This window comes from Dactylosporangium maewongense, assembly GCF_039531485.1.
Classification (GTDB): domain Bacteria; phylum Actinomycetota; class Actinomycetes; order Mycobacteriales; family Micromonosporaceae; genus Dactylosporangium; species Dactylosporangium maewongense.
On the sequence record NZ_BAAAQD010000014.1, the window covers coordinates 171,880 to 187,117 of the forward strand.

Consider the following 15,238-nt stretch of genomic DNA (forward strand, 5'->3'; position numbering starts at 1 on the left):
GGGTCCACGGCCTCGTCGACCAGGTCGGCGGCGGCGTCGGCGACGGCGCGGGACACGCGGACCGGCCGGCGCGGCGCGAGCGGCGCCGTCACCTCGGAGGCGCTGGCCTGTTTCGGCTCGCCGAGGACCTCCTCCGCGACCCGGCGCACGTCCCAGCCGAGCTCGTCGTAGCGGGCCATCAGCTCCGACGGGGTGGCGACGCCCGCCTCGACGATGAGCCGGGCGGTGTGCACGAGCGGGTCGCGGGCGAGGTCGGCGGCGATCTCGACGGGGGTGCGGTACGCCATCTCGGCGTCGGCGCCGGCGTGGCCCATCAGCCGGACGGTGGTGAGGTGCAGGATCGCGGGCCGGCGGAAACGGCGCACCCAGGCGGCGGCCTCGGCGGCCCGGTCGTAGGTGGCCGCGCTGTCGCACCCGTCGGCGGTGTAGTACCGGAGCCCGGGGCGGCTGCTGAGGGCGGCGGCGACCCAGCCCTCGGGGGAGCGGACGCTGATGCCGAGGGAGTTGTCCTCGCAGACGAACAGCAGCGGCAGGCGCAGCCCGACGTGGTCGCACCAGCCGGCGGTGTTGAACGCGGCGGTCGCGGCGGCGTGGTTGATCGACGCGTCGCCGAAGGAGCAGACGACGACGGCGTCGCCGGGCCAGCCGTGGCCGTTGGTGCCGGCACCGGCGTCGGCGTGTGAACCGGTGCGCCGGCGGCCACGGCCGAGCGCGTACGCGACGCCGATCGAGCGCGGCAGGTGCGAGGCGATCGTCGAGGTGGTGGGCACGACGTGCAGGTCGGGGTGGCCGAAGACCTTGTGCCGGCCGCCGGCGATCGGCTCCTTCGCCGAGGCGACGACCCCGCGCATGACGTCGCGGATGGGGTCGCTGCCGGGGACCTGGGCGGCGCGCATGCAGTAGAAGCCGCCGGAGCGGTAGTGCAGCAGGGCGGGGTCGGTCGGGCGCAGCGCCGCGGCGACCGCCGCGTTCCCCTCGTGGCCGGACGAGCCGATCGTGTAGTAACCGGCGTTGAAGCTGCGCAGCCAGCGGGCCGCGAGGTCGAGGTGCCGGCTGGTGCACTGGGCGTCGTACAACTCGCGGGCCTGCACACCGGTGAGCGCGGTGTCGTCACGCACCGGCTCGTCGAGGTCCCGGATGACCGTGGCGGCGACGAGCCCGGCGAGCTCCGCGCGGAACCGCTCGTCGAGGTCCTGAGGGGTGGTCACGCTCGACAGCATGGCCGACTTTGGTCTTCGTCTGCCAGTCCGACGCGTCGCCCGGTGTCGCGACGGTCACGGCCCGTTGCGCGTCGCCAGGGCTCTGTACTGCGAAGACTCCAGGAAGCCCGGCACCAGAAGTGCCGCGGTCACGCCGAGGTCGCGGGCGAGTGCCTCCTCAGGTGTGAGGAAGACCATTGCCTGCCCCTCGCCGAGCACGATGTCGTCCTGGGTGGCGTCGGTGGCCGCGTAGTACACGTGCATCTCCACCAGACCGTCGGCGGTCGTCACCGAGGGTCTTGTACCGGTGACGTAGTGCTCCAGGTCGGTGACGGTCAGTCCGGTCTCCTCCCGCACCTCGCGGCGGGCCGCCTCCTCCGGCGTCTCCCCGTCCTCGATCTTGCCGCCGGGCATCGCCCACTGGTTGGGCGAGACCTTCGCGTGGGAGTCACGGTGCTGCATCAGGACCCGCCCCTGCGGGTCGACGAGGAACACGACGGCGACGCGACGCTCGATCACGTCAGAATCCTCCCGCGCCGGGGCCGGGAACCCCGGCAGGAAACGCGCTCATCCGGTCAGGAAGCTGAAACGGACCTGGCGGGTGGCGTTGTCGCCGTTCGGGTCGACCAGGCAGATCGACTGCCAGGTGCCCAGTGCGATCCGGCCGCCGACGACCGGCAGCGTCGCGTACGGCGCGACGAACGCCGGCATGACGTGGTCGCGGCCGTGGCCGGGTGAGCCGTGCCGGTGCCGCCAGCGGTCGTCGGCCGGCAGGACGTCGTCGAGGGCGCGCAGCAGGTCGTCGTCGCTGCCCGCGCCGGTCTCGATGATCGCGACGCCGGCGGTCGCGTGCGGGACGAACACGTGCAGCAGCCCGTCGCCGTCCGGCGCGTGCCCGGCGACGAACCGCGACGCCTCGTCCGTGATGTCGCGCACCACCGGCCGGGAGCCGGTGCGCACGGTGATGACCTCGGAGTGCATGGACCCCAGTCTGTCAGTCGGACGAGGACGACGACGAGGAGCCCGAGTCGGAGGAGCCTGAGTCGGAGGAGCCTGAGTCGGACGAGCCTGAGTCGGACGAGGAACCGGAGGACCAGTCGAAGCCGGAGGAGCCGGTGTCGGAGGAGGTCGCGTCGGAGGAGGACCCGGAGCGGCGGCCGCCGCCGCGGGCGGCGCCGATGGCGGCCACCACGACCACCACGACCAGGAAGATCACGATGACGGCGATCATTTCGGACGGTGGGCCCGAGGGCGCGTTGTCAGGCACAGCCGCACGGTAGTCAACGCGCGCAACGGGAGGCCGGTGGCCTCAGTCGCTGGAGGAGGAGGACGACGACCCGGAGTCCGACGAGGACGAGGAGCCGGAGTCGCTGGACGACGACGAGCCCGAGTCGGAGGACGACCAGGACGACCCGGAGTCGTGCGAGTGGGAGTGCGAGTGGCCGTGGTCCATGCTGTGCCCCCAGCCATGGACGTGGCCGCCGTGACCGCCGTGGGAGTCATGGGAGCCGTGGGAGCCGTGGGAGCCGTGGTGCCCGCCCGAGGGGCCGGAGCCGCCGCCGTCGGGGGTCCAGTCGGGCCCGATCGGGTCGGTGCCGAAGGGGGACGAGGACGACGACGGGCCGCCGCGCCGGAGCCCGCCGCCGGTCGTGTTGTTGAAGGCGGAGCTCACGGCGCCGCGCACCACCCGGCGCACGACGAACGTGATGACGACGACCACCGTGATGATCGAGGCGGCGACGCAGAGGACCGGGACCAGCAGCCACCAGGCGGAGTTGTCGGACACGGCCGGACCGTAGCCGATCCGGACCCGCGGTACGGTCGATCAGTCGCGGTTTTGTCACGCAGAAGTTACCCGCCGGTATCGTGTCGCGCGTCGCAGTTGACGCCCCGTAGACGTGACGGATTGCACTGAGGGCAGGCAGGATGGGACATGGGCTCACACATTGCCTCAACCCGAACACCCAGAGGCCATCCCGACCGGCCACCACCGTCCTACCTCGGGGGCGACCGGTCCTACACCTAGAAGGAACGCCTGTGTCCACCGAACGCAAGCGCCCAGTGATCAGCGACGGCCTGCCGAGTCAACTGCCGGACATCGACCCGGAGGAGACCACCGAGTGGGTCGAGTCGCTGGACGGAGTGATCGACGAGCGCGGCACGAAGCGCGCCCGGTACGTGATGCTGCGCCTGCTGGAGCGCGCGCGGGAGCGACAGGTCGGCGTGCCGCCGCTCACGACCACCGACTACATCAACACGATCACGCCGGAGCGTGAGCCCTGGTTCCCCGGCGACGAGCACGTGGAGCGGCGCATCCGTGCCTACATCCGGTGGAACGCGGCGATGCTCGTGCAGCGCGCCCAGCGCCCCGATGTCGGCGTCGGCGGTCACATCTCGACCTTCGCCAGCGCCGCCAGCCTGTACGAGGTCGGCTTCAACCACTTCTTCCGGGGCAAGGACCACCCGGGCGGCGGCGACCAGATCTTCTTCCAGGGTCACGCCTCGCCGGGCATGTACGCGCGCGCGTTCATGGAGGGCCGCCTGAGCGAGCAGCAGCTCGACGGGTTCCGCCAGGAGCTGTCGCACGGCGGCATGGGCAAGGGCCTGCCCAGCTACCCGCACCCGCGGCTGATGCCCAACTTCTGGGAGTTCCCGACCGTCTCGATGGGCCTGGGCGGCATCAACGCGATCTACCAGGCGCGGTTCAACCGGTACCTGCACAACCGCGGCTTCAAGGACACCAGCCAGCAGCACGTATGGGCGTTCCTCGGCGACGGCGAGATGGACGAGCCGGAGTCGATCGGCGCGATCGGCGTCGCCGCCCGTGAGGAGCTGGACAACCTCACGTTCGTCATCAACTGCAACCTGCAGCGCCTCGACGGCCCGGTCCGCGGCAACGGCAAGGTCATGCAGGAGCTCGAGGCGTTCTTCCGCGGCGCCGGCTGGAACGTGATCAAGGTCGTCTGGGGCCGGGAGTGGGACCCGCTGCTGGCCGCCGACACCGACGGCGCGCTGGTCAACCTGATGAACGTCACCCCGGACGGCGACTACCAGACCTACAAGGCGGAGTCCGGCGCGTACGTGCGGGAGCACTTTTTCGGCCGTGACCCGCGCACGCGCAAGATGGTCGAGCACCTGTCCGACGACGAGATCTGGAACCTCAAGCGCGGCGGCCACGACTACCGCAAGCTGTATGCGGCGTACAAGGCGGCCACCGAGCACACCGGCCAGCCGACGGTCATCCTGGCCAAGACGATCAAGGGCTGGACGCTCGGCTCGCACTTCGAGGGCCGCAACGCGACCCACCAGATGAAGAAGCTGACGCTGCAGGACGTCAAGGACTTCCGCGACCGGCTGTACCTGGACATCCCGGACAGCGCGATCGGCGACAACCCGTACGCGGTGCCGTACTACCGGCCCGACGAGAAGTCCGACGAGATGCAGTACATGCGCGAGCGGCGCGCGCAGCTGGGCGGACCGGTGCCGAACCGGCGCACCAAGCACGTGGACCTGAAGCTGCCGGAGTCGTCGGTGTACGGCGACATCAAGCGCGGCTCGGGCAAGCAGAAGGTCGCCACCACGATGGCGTTCGTCCGCATGCTCAAGGACCTGATGCGCGACAAGGGCATGGGGCGGCGCTGGGTGCCGGTCATCCCCGACGAGGCCCGCACCTTCGGCATGGACTCGCTCTTCCCGACCGCGAAGATCTACTCGCCGCACGGGCAGAACTACACGCCGGTCGACCGGGAGCTGTTCCTGAGCTACCGGGAGTCCACCAACGGGCAGATCCTGCACGAGGGCATCAACGAGGCCGGCTCGGTCGCGTCGTTCACGGCTGCGGCGACCAGCTACGCCACCCACGGCGAGCCGATCATCCCGGTCTACATCTTCTACTCGATGTTCGGCTTCCAGCGCACCGCCGACGGCATCTGGGCGGCCGCCGACCAGATGTCACGCGGCTTCCTGCTGGGCGCCACCGCGGGCCGCACCACGCTCAACGGTGAGGGCCTGCAGCACGAGGACGGTCACTCGCTGCTCATCGCGGCGACGAACCCGGCCGTGGTGGCCTACGACCCGGCGTTCGGCTACGAGATCGCGCACATCACCGAGAACGCGGTCAACCGGATGTACGGCGAGAAGCCCGAGGACCTCATCTACTACCTGACGGTCTACAACGAGCCGATCTTCCAGCCGGCCGAGCCCGCGGGCCTGGACGTGCAGGGCGTGCTCAAGGGCCTCTACAAGTACCTGCCCGCACCGGTGCAGGAGGGTCCGAAGGCGCAGATCCTCGCCTCCGGCACCGGCATGCAGTGGGCGCTGAAGGCGCAGAAGCTGCTCGCCGAGGAGTGGGGCGTGGCCGCCGACGTGTGGTCCGCGACGTCGTGGACCGAGCTGCGCCGCGACGCGATCCTCGCCGAGGAGCACAACCTGCTGCACCCGGCCGACGAGCCGCTGGTGCCGTACATCACCCAGGCGCTGCAGGGCGCCGAGGGCCCGGTCATCGCGGTCTCCGACTTCATGCGGGCCGTGCCGGACCTGATCGCCCGCTGGGTGCCCACCGACTACACGTCGCTCGGCACCGACGGCTTCGGCCTGTCCGACACCCGGCACGCGCTGCGCCGGCACTTCCACGTCGACGCCGAGTCGGTCGTGGTCGCCACGCTGCGCCAGCTCGCCCGCCGCGGCGAGGTGCCGGCGTCGGCCGCTGCGGACGCGGCGAAGAAGTACGCGATCGACGACGTCAACGCCGCCCCGGTGGGGGAGACCGGCGGCGACTCCTGATCGACGGGTAGCGAGGGCCGTCCGCATGGGCGGCCCTCTCTTCCGGCAAACAGGTTTGCGGCGTAAAGTAGTTTGCATGACCCCGGTCGATGACGACGCGCCGCCCGCCTCGCCGGCGGAGTCCCTCGCCCTCATCCAGCAGGAGCGCACGGCCGTCACCAGCACCATCACCCTCAACCCGCTCGTCTACTACCTGCCCTGGGGTCTCGCCTGGCTGGTGGGTCACGGGCTGCTGTTCCTGCGGTTCGGCCCCGGCGGCCGGGTCTTCGTCGACCTGCCCGAGTGGCTGCCGCTGGTCGTGCTGTTCGCGGCGATGGCGACCGCGATGGTGAGCACCCTGGTCGCGTCCGTCCGGCGCGGGCGCGGCGTCGAGGGCCGCTCGTCGTGGCAGGGCACGGCCTACGGGATCGCCTGGTTCCTCGCGTTCGCCGGCGTCGGCTCCACCACCGGGCGCTTCGTCCGCTACCTGCCCCAGGACGAGCAGGGCCTGCTGTGGGCCTGTGTCTCCGTCGGCACCGTCGCCGTCATGTACATGGCGGGCGCGGCCATCTGGCTGTCGCGCGACATGTTCGTCCTCGGCGCCTGGCTCACCGTCATCAACATCGCCGGCGTCGCCCTCGGCCCCGGCTGGCACTCGCTGCTGATCTCCGCCGGCGGTGGCGGCGGCCTGTGCCTGCTCGCGGTGGTCCTCTGGTGGCGGGGACGGCGGCGTGGCTGAGCTCGACCCCGTGATCCACGCCCAGGCGCGGCTGCGGATCATGGCCGCGCTGTCCGGGCTGCCCGCCGGCGACCGGATGACCTTCCCCCGCCTGCAGGAGCTGCTCGACATGACGGCCGGGAACCTGTCGGTGCACCTGACGAAGCTCGAGCAGGCCGGCTATGTCGACCTGGTCAAGTCCTTCCGCGGCCGCACCCCGACGACCTCGGCCGCCCTCAGCGACCGCGGCCGGGTCGCCTTCGACGACTACACGGCCGCCGTCCGCGCCCTCCTGGATCCAAACACCTAGACCCCACCAGGGAGTCCTGATGCTCCTCGCCCGCACCGTCGACGTCACCCGGCGCTACGGCACCGGCGCCAAGGCCCAGGTCGCGCTCGACGGCGTCAGCCTCGACATCCACGCCGGCGGCGTGGTCGGGCTGCTCGGCCCCAACGGCGCCGGCAAGTCGACACTCGTCAACCTGCTCGTCGGCCTGCGGCGCCCGACGAGCGGCACCGTCGAGCTCTTCGGCGGCGACCCCCGCGACCCGGCCGCCCGTCGCCGGATCGGGGTCACCCCGCAGGAGACCGGCCTGCCCGCGACGCTGCGGGTGCGCGAGTGCGTGGCGTTCGTCGCGGCCCACTTCGCCGACCCGGTCCCCACCGGCGAGCTCCTGGAAGGGTTCGGCCTGACGGAGGTCGCCGGGCGGCAGACGGGCGGCCTGTCCGGCGGCCAGAAGCGCCGCCTCGCCGTCGCGCTCGCCTTCGTCGGCCGCCCCGACCTGGTGTTCCTGGACGAGCCGACGACCGGCCTGGACGTGCAGGCGCGCCGCGACCTGTGGGACCACGTCCGGGCGTACGGACGCACCGGCACCGTCGTGCTGACCAGCCACTACCTGGAGGAGATCGAGGCCCTCGCCGACCGGGTCGTGGTCCTCGGCGGCGGCCGGGTCCTCGCCGACGACACCGTCGCCGCGATCCGCGCCATGGTCGGCATCCACCGGGTCAGCCTCGACAGCGCGACGCTGCCCGAGCTGCCGCCGCTGCCCGGCGTCGTCGGCGTCGAGCAGGCCGACGGCCGCACCTCCCTGCTCACCGCCGACCCGGACCAGCTCGTGCGGGACCTCGTCACCACGGGCGTGCCGTTCCGCGGGCTGCAGGTCCGGCCCACCAGCCTCGAAGAGGTATTCCTGACCCTGACGGGACGCTGATCATGTCGCTCGCGCTCACGCATGCCCGGTTCCGTATCCTGGAGACCGCCCGCATCCCCGTCGCCGTCGTCGGCGGGGCGTTCTTCCCGGCCGCGTCGATGCTGTTCTTCGTCGTGCCGTTCGCCGGGGACGACCCGGCCGGCGCCACCTACGCGACCGCCTCGATGGTCATGTTCGCGGTGATGACCAGCTCGCTGTTCACCTACGGCGTCGGCGTCGCCGAGGACCGCGCCCAGCCGTGGGACCCCTACAGCCGCACCCTGCCGGCCGGGCCCGCCGTCGCCTTCACCGGGCGGGTCCTGTCCGGGCTCACGTTCATGTTCCTGTCGCTGATCCCGGTCGTCGTCATCGGCGCGGCACTGACCGCCGCCACCGCCTCCCCGGTGCAATTGCTGCTCGCCCTCGGCGCGGTCGTGCTCGGCGCCCTGCCGTTCACGTTCATGGGCCTGGCGATCGGCTATTCCCTGCCGACCAAGGCCGCCCTCGCCGTCGCGCAGATCATCTTCTTCCCGCTCGCGTTCGGTGGCGGGCTGCTGTCGGCGCCCGGCGACGCGCCCGGGTTCGTCGAGACGATCGCGCCGTTCCTGCCGACCCGCGGCGCCGCCGAGCTGCTCTGGGCCGCGGTCGGCGACTTCACGGTGTCGGCCACCGCGATGGTGTCCCTGGCCGCCTGGACGGTCGCGGCGGCGGGACTCGCGGCCTGGGCGCACCGCCGCGACGAGGGAGCCCGCTTCAGCTGATCCGCGCTCCGGCGCCCTCCGGTCGGCGGCAAAATGCCGATTGGGGGGCGCCGATGTTTGTCGCAAAAGCACCCACCCGATCTTTCCTGGTCATTACCCTGGAGTGGGGGGCGGTGGCAACCACCGGCGGCGGAAATCAACGAACCGTTCGACCGGACGCGCCGTTTCTCCGATCACACATGAATCCTTTCTTCGGGGAATATGAAATGTATCTTTGGTACCGCGACCAGGCGGTGCGCGTCCCGTTGTCCTCGACAAGGACACGGGCGAGGGGGACGAGGGTGACGGGGGCGGTGACGGCCGTGGCGCAGCCGGACGCGGTCGGCCTCGTCGTGGCGTACCTGCGCGCACAACACCATCTGTCCGACGCGACCCTGGTGACCTCGCGACCGGCCAATCCGACGAGTGATCCACCGGTCCTGCTCGTGGAAGCGGTGGGGGAGCCGGTCCGCTCCCGCCTGCCGTGGGCGCGTCAGGTCCGCTGGCGGATCGGGCTCCAGGTGTGGGCCGCAGCCGACCGGGTGGAGGCGGTCGTCTACGGTGCGTTGACCGCGTTGCTCGCGGCGCGCGGCGTCAGGCTGCCCGAGGGCGGCCGGATCGTCCGGGTCGACCCCGCCGCCCAGCCGGTGGAGGTGCCCGACCGGAATGCGGGCGCCGACGTCCGCCGGGTGGTGGCCACCGTGGACGTCCTGGTGAGTTACTGATCAATTGAGTAGATCAACACTCAGGGTTGAGTAGGTATTCACGCAACCCTTGAGTAGCCCAGTCGGAGGACAAGGGTCGACGTAGGGCTACACCGACGCTACGTTGGGCAGCGGCATGAATTCTGCACGTGAATTTTTTCCGAAGCCTAGCGCGCTCGTCGACCCCCGCCGCTCGGGCGATGTCCCGTGCCCGGGCGGCGGAGGCCTCCCGCCCCCGGGCGCCGACGACCGTCGCGGCACTGGTCGCGGGCGTTCGGCCATCGACGGCGCTGGTTGCTCGTGCCTGAGCGGCGGCCCGGTTGCGGACAACGGCAACGGCCGGTCCCCCCGAGAGGACCGGCCGTCTGCTGTGGTGGGGTCAGGCGGCGGTGCGCCAGATGCCCCGGTGTCCCGCGCCCGCCATGGGTCCGGCCCCGATCGCGTCGAGCATGAGGGCCTGCACGGCGTAGGGCTCCGCCGGCCGCCAGCCGTGCGACTCCGGGGACAGCTCCCAGCGCACCCGACCGCCGAACTGCGGGCTCGGCGCCGCCGGCACCCACGACCCCTGCCCGTGCAGCACCACGCCGGGCTGCTGGGCCAGCTCCGGCAGCAGCCCGTGCCCGGGCAGCACCAGGAACGACCAGCGGTCCCCCTGACCCTTCTGCCGGGCCACCATGACCGGCCCGCGCGCCGCGACGAAGCCGTCGCCGAGCAGCGCGGCCCGGCCCAGCGCGCCGGGGACCTCCAGGACGTCGAAGGCGTACCCGGTCGGGAACAGGACGCTGTAGGGGTGCACGCGCCACCACTCGGCGACGGTCGCCGGCGACCGGCTCGGCGTGTTCGCGGCGGGGTGGCACGCCACGGTGCGGCAGCCGGGCTGGCCGCAGTCGAAGCGGCGCTCCCTGGCGTGCCGGCCCGCGTGCTGGCCGACCAGGTAGGCGCCGGGCAGCACGTGCCAGCCGTGTTCGGCGTACCGGACGGCCGCTTTGCGGAGTTTGGCGCGTTCCCAGGACCGCATGTGCTCCTCCTAGCAGCGGAGATCACTCGAAAGTGCGCACAGAACCACGTCGCGTCACCGGACGACGTGTGCGTCGTTGGCAATGGCAACGGGGTCTGCAACTTGCACTTCAGAACGTATGAGCACGAACGCCGGACGAACCGCACAAAAGGTGCGATTTCGGCCGAGCGGGTGACCTCCGGAGGTGAGCGGCGTGGATGAGCTGCCGATCGGGCGGCGCGTGGCCTACTGGCGGAACCGGCGCAAGATGTCCCAGCAGGTCTTCGCGGACCGGCTCGGGAAGTCGAAGAGCTGGGTCGACAAGGTCGAGCGTGGCGTGCGACGCCTGGACAAGTTCTCGGTGGTCTACGAGATCGCCGACGTGCTCCAGCTCGACGTGCAGATCCTGCTGGGCAAGGACCCCGAGCGGCGCCCCGACAGCGTCAACTGCGTCGACCAGGTCGAGGTCGAGGAGATCCGCGCCGCCCTGGAGCGCTACGACCAGATCAGCGCCTTCTTCTACGCGCCGCCCGAGCCGCCGCCCCTCGCCGAGATGCGCAAGGCCGTCACCCACGCGTGGCTGAGCTACCAGCACGCGAAGTACGGCATGCTCGCCCGCACCCTGCCCCGCCTGCTGCGGGAGTCCCAGGCCGCCGACACCGCCTACGCCGACGGCGGGCAGGGCCGCGAGGCCGCCCACCTGCTCGGGCAGGTCTACCAGATCGCCTCCTCGGCGCTGCGCAAGCTCGGCGAGCACGAGCTGGCCTGGCTCGCCGCCGACCGGTCGATCGCGGTGTCACAGCGCGCCGGCGACCAGCTCCTCGCCGGCGCCGCCACCACCAGGGTCGCCCTCGCGCTGCTCGCCCTCGGCCGGTCCCGCCCGGCGCTGGAGATCAACGTCAACATCGCCAACCGGCTCGCCCCCGGCTCCGACGGCAACGACTGCGCACCCGAGCGCCTGTCGGTCTACGGGATGCTGCTGCTGCAGGGCGCGATGGCCGCCGCCCGCATCGGCGACGGCGCCACCGTCCGGGACCTGCTCGGCGGGGCGGAGGAGGCGGCCCGGGGGCTCGACGGCGACCACAACTACTACTGGTCCAGCTTCGGGCCGACGAACGTGCAGCTGCACCGCGCCGCCGCCGCCGTCGAGCTCGGCGAGGGGCGCCACGCGGTCGAGGTGCACGAGTCGCTGAACCTGGAGGCGTTCCACGCGCTGCTGCCGGAGCGCCGCGCGCACCACTACCTCGACCAGGCCCGCGCCTACGCCCTCCTCGGCGACATCGAGCAGGCCAGCGAGATGCTCCTGGAGGGCGACCGGCTCGCCCCCTCGGAGATCCGCTGCCGGCCGCTGGCCCGGGAGGTGCTCAGCGACGTCCTGCGGCGCACCCGAGGCACCCCCTCGGCGCCCGTCGCTGAACTCGCCGAGCACATGAGCGTGGGGGTGTAGGGCACGGGGTAGCACAATGCCCGCATGGCCGGTCATGTCCTCTACGCCGTGATGTGCGGATCGCCTGTCACGCAGCACGCCAGCAGGCTGGTGTCGCTCGCCCAGGCGAAAGGCTGGGAGGTCTGCGTGGTCGCCACGCCGGACGCCCTCAAGTGGCTCGACATCCCGAGCCTCATCGCCCAGACCGGGCACCCCGTCCGGCACCGGTACAAGTACCCCGGAGACCCCGACATCCTCCCGCAGGCCGAAGCCATGATCGTCGCCCCGGCCACCGTCAACACGATCAACAAGTGGGCCGCGGGCATCGCCGACACCCTGGCCCTCGGCCTCGTCGTCGAGGGCCTCGGCATGGGCCTGCCGATCGTCGCGGTGCCCTTCACCAACGCCGCCATGGCCCGGCACCCCGCGTTCGGCGAGTCGATCGAGAAGCTGCGGGCCTGGGGCGTCACCGTCCTCTACGGCCCCGACGTCCTGCCCCTCCACCCGCCCGGCACGGGCGAGCGGATCACGGACCGCTTTCCCTGGCATCTGCCCGTCGAGGCGCTCGGCCCGCCGCGGGTGGAGTAACGTCGCGCCGTGCTAGTCGCCGAACTCGTCGAACTCATCGAGCAGCGCTACCCGACCTCGTGGGCCGAAAGCTGGGACCGGGTCGGTCTCACCCTCGGTGAGCCGTCCGCGGAGGTCACCAGGGTCTTCCTCGCCGTGGACTGCGACCCCCGCACGGTCGAGGAGGCGGTCTCCGCCGGCGCGGACCTGATGTTCACCCACCACCCGCTGCTGCTGCGCGGCGTGTCCAGCGTCGCGCCCACCACGTACAAGGGCGCGATCGTCCACCGGATGATCAAGGCGGGCATCGCCCTGTACACCGCGCACACCAACGGCGACGTCGCCGCCCCCGGCGTGTCCGACGCGCTCGCCGCACGGCTCGGCCTCGCCGGCCTCCGGCCGCTGGTCCCGACCGCCGACGACCGCGGCCACGGGCGCGTCGGCGAGCTGCCATCTGCGATGGCACTGTCGGATCTGGCCGCGCTCGTGTCGTCGGCAGTGGGTGATGTACGGGTGGCCGGGGTCCCCACGGACACGGTCCGGACGGTTGCCGTGTCCGGGGGTGCGGGCGACGCGTTCCTGGCCGACGCGGCGCGGGCCGGCGTTGACGCATACTTGACTGCGGATCTGCGCCACCACCCGGCGCACGAGCACCTGGCCAACGGCGGCCCCGCACTGCTGGACGTCTCGCACTGGGCGTCGGAGCGGCCGTGGCTCGACGACGTGGCGGCGTTCCTGCGGCAGGAAGCCGGCCTGCAGACCATCGTGTCCGATGTGGACACCTCACCGTGGACGTTCACCTTGGAGGACCGCAACCAGTGAAGGCCGACCCAGAGGCTCAGCGTCGCCTGCTCGACCTGCAGGCGATCGACATCGCGCTCACCCAGCTCGCGCACAAGCGCAAGTCGCTGCCCGAGCACGCGGAGCTCGACCGGCTGGCCCGCGAGCTGTCCACGATGGAGGACCAGCGCGTCCGCGCCCAGGTCGCCGTCGACGACCTCGACCGCGACATCAGCCGCCTCGAGCGCGACGCCGAGCAGGTCCGCGCCCGCAAGGACAAGGACCAGGCGCGTCTCGACGCCGGCACCGGCCCCGCCCGCGAGCTGGAGGCCCTGCAGCACGAGATCGCCACGCTCAAGCGGCGCCAGGGCGAGCTGGAGGACGCCGAGCTGGAGCTGATGGAGCAGCGGGAGACCGCGCAGGCCGCCCTCGACGAGGTCGCCGGCCGGCTCACCGAGACCCGCTCCGTGCGGGCCGCCGCCGAGCAGCGCCGCGACGAGGCCCTCGCCGGGATCGCCAAGGACGAGGAGTTCCGCCGATCCGGCCGCAAGCCCCTCGCCGCGGACCTCCCCGCCGACCTCATCACCCTGTACGACAAGATCCGCGAGTCCAGCGGCGGCATCGGCGCCGCCATGCTCCGCCACGGCCGCTGCGAAGGCTGCCGCCTGGAGCTCGCCGGCGGCGACAAGGCCCGGGTCAAGGCCGCCGCCGCCGACGAGGTCGTCCGCTGCGAAGAATGCCGGCGCATCCTCGTCCGGACCGCGGAGTCCGGCCTGTGAAGGTCACGATCGAGGCCGACGGCGGGTCCAGGGGCAACCCTGGCCCCGCCGGCTACGGCGCGGTCGTTCGCTCCACCACCGGCAAGGTCCTCGCCGAACGCCTCGGCCGGCTCGGCGTCACCACCAACAACGTCGCCGAGTACACCGGCCTCATCGAGGGCCTCCGCGCCGCCGCCGAGCTCGGCGCCGACGAGGTCGAGGTCCGCATGGACTCGAAGCTGGTCGTCGAGCAGATGTCGGGCCGCTGGCAGATCAAGCACCCCGGGCTGGTCCCCCTGGCAGCGGAGGCGGGGGACCTGGCCCGCTCGTTCCGCTCGGTCCGCTACTCGTGGATCCCCCGCGAGCGGAACAAGCACGCCGACCGCCTGGCGAACGCCGCCATGGACGGCGCCTCCACCCCACCCGCCACTCCTGGCTCTCCCGCCTCTTCTGGTTCGGCCGCCTCTTCTGGTTCGGCCGCCGCTGCTGGTTCCGCCGCTGCTTCTGGTTCCGCTGTTGCGGACGCCGCTCCGGTCGCGGGCCCCGACTCACCGGGCCGCGCGGCCGCCCGCGCCGTCGCCGCCGCCGCGAACTCGTCTTCGTCTCGGGGCCTGTCTTCTTCTGAAGGCTCGTCTTCGGGCGCGGGATCGGCCGGTCCTGCCCGCTCGTCCGGTTCCACGGACGCCACAGCACAGACGTTGGTCAATACGTCGGACGTCGATGCCGCGCCCGCCGAGCCCGTGGCCCGTTCCTGGGCGCCGCCGTCGACCGGGTCGCCGTTGCGGATGCTGCTCGTCAGGCACGGCGAGACGCCGTACACCGCCGAGAAACGCTACTCGGGGCGCAGTGATATCCCGCTGTCCGACCGCGGTCGCGACCAGGCCGGTCGTGCCGCCGTCCGGATCCGGGACCTCGCCCCCGACCTCGCCGCCGTGGTCAGCTCGCCGCTGCGGCGGTGCCTGGAGACCGCGGCCGCCGTGCGTGGCCTCGTCGGCGACGTCGAGATCGTCACCGACCAGGACCTCGTCGAGTGCGACTTCGGCGAGTGGGACGGGCTGACGTTCGCCGAGGTGCGGGCCGCGTACCCGGCCGAGCTCGACCGCTGGCTCGCCTCGCCCCTGGTCGCGCCGCCCGGCGGGGAGTCGCTGCAGCAGGTCACCATCCGGGTGCGGCGGGCGGTACGGCGGCTCCAGCAGCAGTACGCGGGACAGCGGATCGCCGTCGTCAGCCACGTGACCCCGATCAAGTCGATGCTGCGCGACGCCCTCGCCGCCGGCGACGCGTTCATGTACCGCCTGTACCTCGACCCGGCCGGCCTCTCGATCGTCGACTCATGGCCTGACGGCGGGGTCGCCGTGCGTACCGTCAACGACACCGCACACCTGAGCTGATGCCGGG

16 protein-coding genes and 1 pseudogene are annotated in these 15,238 nt (G+C 72.1%); 11 read left to right on the top strand and 6 right to left on the bottom strand.

The window, feature by feature from the left end:
* Positions 1 to 140: 140 nt before the first annotated feature.
* From ABD332_RS60165 to ABD332_RS32635, 5 genes and pseudogenes are all read right to left on the bottom strand, one after another.
* Positions 141 to 1,220, bottom strand: a pseudogene (locus ABD332_RS60165) (thiamine pyrophosphate-dependent enzyme); the annotation flags it as partial.
* A gap of 54 nt (positions 1,221 to 1,274) precedes the next feature.
* Positions 1,275 to 1,718, bottom strand: a complete 444-nt coding sequence (locus tag ABD332_RS32620) for an NUDIX hydrolase (protein WP_344506180.1) — start codon at positions 1,716 to 1,718, stop codon at positions 1,275 to 1,277.
* 48 nt (positions 1,719 to 1,766) lie between these two features.
* Complete coding sequence (locus ABD332_RS32625; protein ID WP_344506181.1) at positions 1,767 to 2,180, bottom strand: YjbQ family protein; 414 nt, start codon at positions 2,178 to 2,180, stop codon at positions 1,767 to 1,769.
* Positions 2,181 to 2,193: 13 nt separating this feature from the next.
* Positions 2,194 to 2,466, bottom strand: coding sequence for a hypothetical protein (locus tag ABD332_RS32630; protein WP_344506182.1), 273 nt, complete (start codon positions 2,464 to 2,466; stop codon positions 2,194 to 2,196).
* Between the two features lie 42 nt (positions 2,467 to 2,508).
* A complete protein-coding gene (locus ABD332_RS32635) occupies positions 2,509 to 2,985 on the bottom strand; it encodes a hypothetical protein (protein WP_344506183.1) in 477 nt (158 codons plus the stop codon).
* Positions 2,986 to 3,236: 251 nt separating this feature from the next.
* Here ABD332_RS32635 and aceE point away from each other — a divergent pair, with 251 nt between their 5' ends.
* The 6 genes from aceE (at position 3,237) to ABD332_RS32665 (ending at position 9,333) form a co-directional block, all read left to right on the top strand.
* On the top strand, positions 3,237 to 5,981 hold the full coding sequence (gene aceE, locus ABD332_RS32640) for a pyruvate dehydrogenase (acetyl-transferring), homodimeric type (RefSeq protein WP_344506184.1): 2,745 nt from the start codon (positions 3,237 to 3,239) through the stop codon (positions 5,979 to 5,981).
* Between the two features lie 76 nt (positions 5,982 to 6,057).
* Entirely contained in the window at positions 6,058 to 6,699 is a 642-nt protein-coding gene (locus tag ABD332_RS32645) for a transporter (protein ID WP_344506185.1), read from the top strand.
* A complete protein-coding gene (locus ABD332_RS32650; protein ID WP_344506186.1) occupies positions 6,692 to 6,988 on the top strand; it encodes a transcriptional regulator in 297 nt (98 codons plus the stop codon). The genes ABD332_RS32645 and ABD332_RS32650 overlap by 8 nt, the downstream gene beginning before the upstream one ends.
* Before the next feature lie 19 nt (positions 6,989 to 7,007).
* Entirely contained in the window at positions 7,008 to 7,889 is an 882-nt protein-coding gene (locus ABD332_RS32655; RefSeq protein ID WP_344506187.1) for an ABC transporter ATP-binding protein, read from the top strand.
* A gap of 2 nt (positions 7,890 to 7,891) precedes the next feature.
* On the top strand, positions 7,892 to 8,629 hold the full coding sequence (locus tag ABD332_RS32660) for an ABC transporter permease (protein WP_344506188.1): 738 nt from the start codon (positions 7,892 to 7,894) through the stop codon (positions 8,627 to 8,629).
* Between the two features lie 281 nt (positions 8,630 to 8,910).
* Positions 8,911 to 9,333: a hypothetical protein gene (locus tag ABD332_RS32665; protein WP_344506189.1), complete on the top strand. Its 423-nt coding sequence runs from the start codon at positions 8,911 to 8,913 to the stop codon at positions 9,331 to 9,333.
* 358 nt (positions 9,334 to 9,691) lie between these two features.
* On the opposite strand, the gene ABD332_RS32670 is transcribed toward ABD332_RS32665, so the two are convergent.
* Entirely contained in the window at positions 9,692 to 10,330 is a 639-nt protein-coding gene (locus tag ABD332_RS32670) for a bifunctional DNA primase/polymerase (protein ID WP_344506190.1), read from the bottom strand.
* A 193-nt stretch (positions 10,331 to 10,523) separates the two neighbouring features.
* Here ABD332_RS32670 and ABD332_RS32675 point away from each other — a divergent pair, with 193 nt between their 5' ends.
* The 5 genes from ABD332_RS32675 to ABD332_RS32695 are packed head-to-tail and all read left to right on the top strand — an operon-like array spanning position 10,524 to position 15,231.
* Complete coding sequence (locus ABD332_RS32675; RefSeq protein ID WP_344506191.1) at positions 10,524 to 11,756, top strand: helix-turn-helix domain-containing protein; 1,233 nt, start codon at positions 10,524 to 10,526, stop codon at positions 11,754 to 11,756.
* 24 nt (positions 11,757 to 11,780) lie between these two features.
* Positions 11,781 to 12,323, top strand: a complete 543-nt coding sequence (locus ABD332_RS32680; protein ID WP_344506192.1) for a flavoprotein — start codon at positions 11,781 to 11,783, stop codon at positions 12,321 to 12,323.
* A 9-nt stretch (positions 12,324 to 12,332) separates the two neighbouring features.
* Complete coding sequence (locus ABD332_RS32685) at positions 12,333 to 13,124, top strand: Nif3-like dinuclear metal center hexameric protein (RefSeq protein WP_344506193.1); 792 nt, start codon at positions 12,333 to 12,335, stop codon at positions 13,122 to 13,124.
* Complete coding sequence (locus ABD332_RS32690) at positions 13,121 to 13,861, top strand: zinc ribbon domain-containing protein (RefSeq protein WP_344506194.1); 741 nt, start codon at positions 13,121 to 13,123, stop codon at positions 13,859 to 13,861. Before ABD332_RS32685 ends, ABD332_RS32690 begins: the two co-directional genes overlap by 4 nt.
* Positions 13,819 to 15,231 carry a bifunctional RNase H/acid phosphatase gene (locus ABD332_RS32695; protein WP_425552323.1) on the top strand — a complete coding sequence of 471 codons (1,413 nt, stop codon included), beginning with the start codon at positions 13,819 to 13,821 and terminating at the stop codon, positions 15,229 to 15,231. The genes ABD332_RS32690 and ABD332_RS32695 overlap by 43 nt, the downstream gene beginning before the upstream one ends.
* Positions 15,232 to 15,238 lie beyond the last annotated feature (7 nt).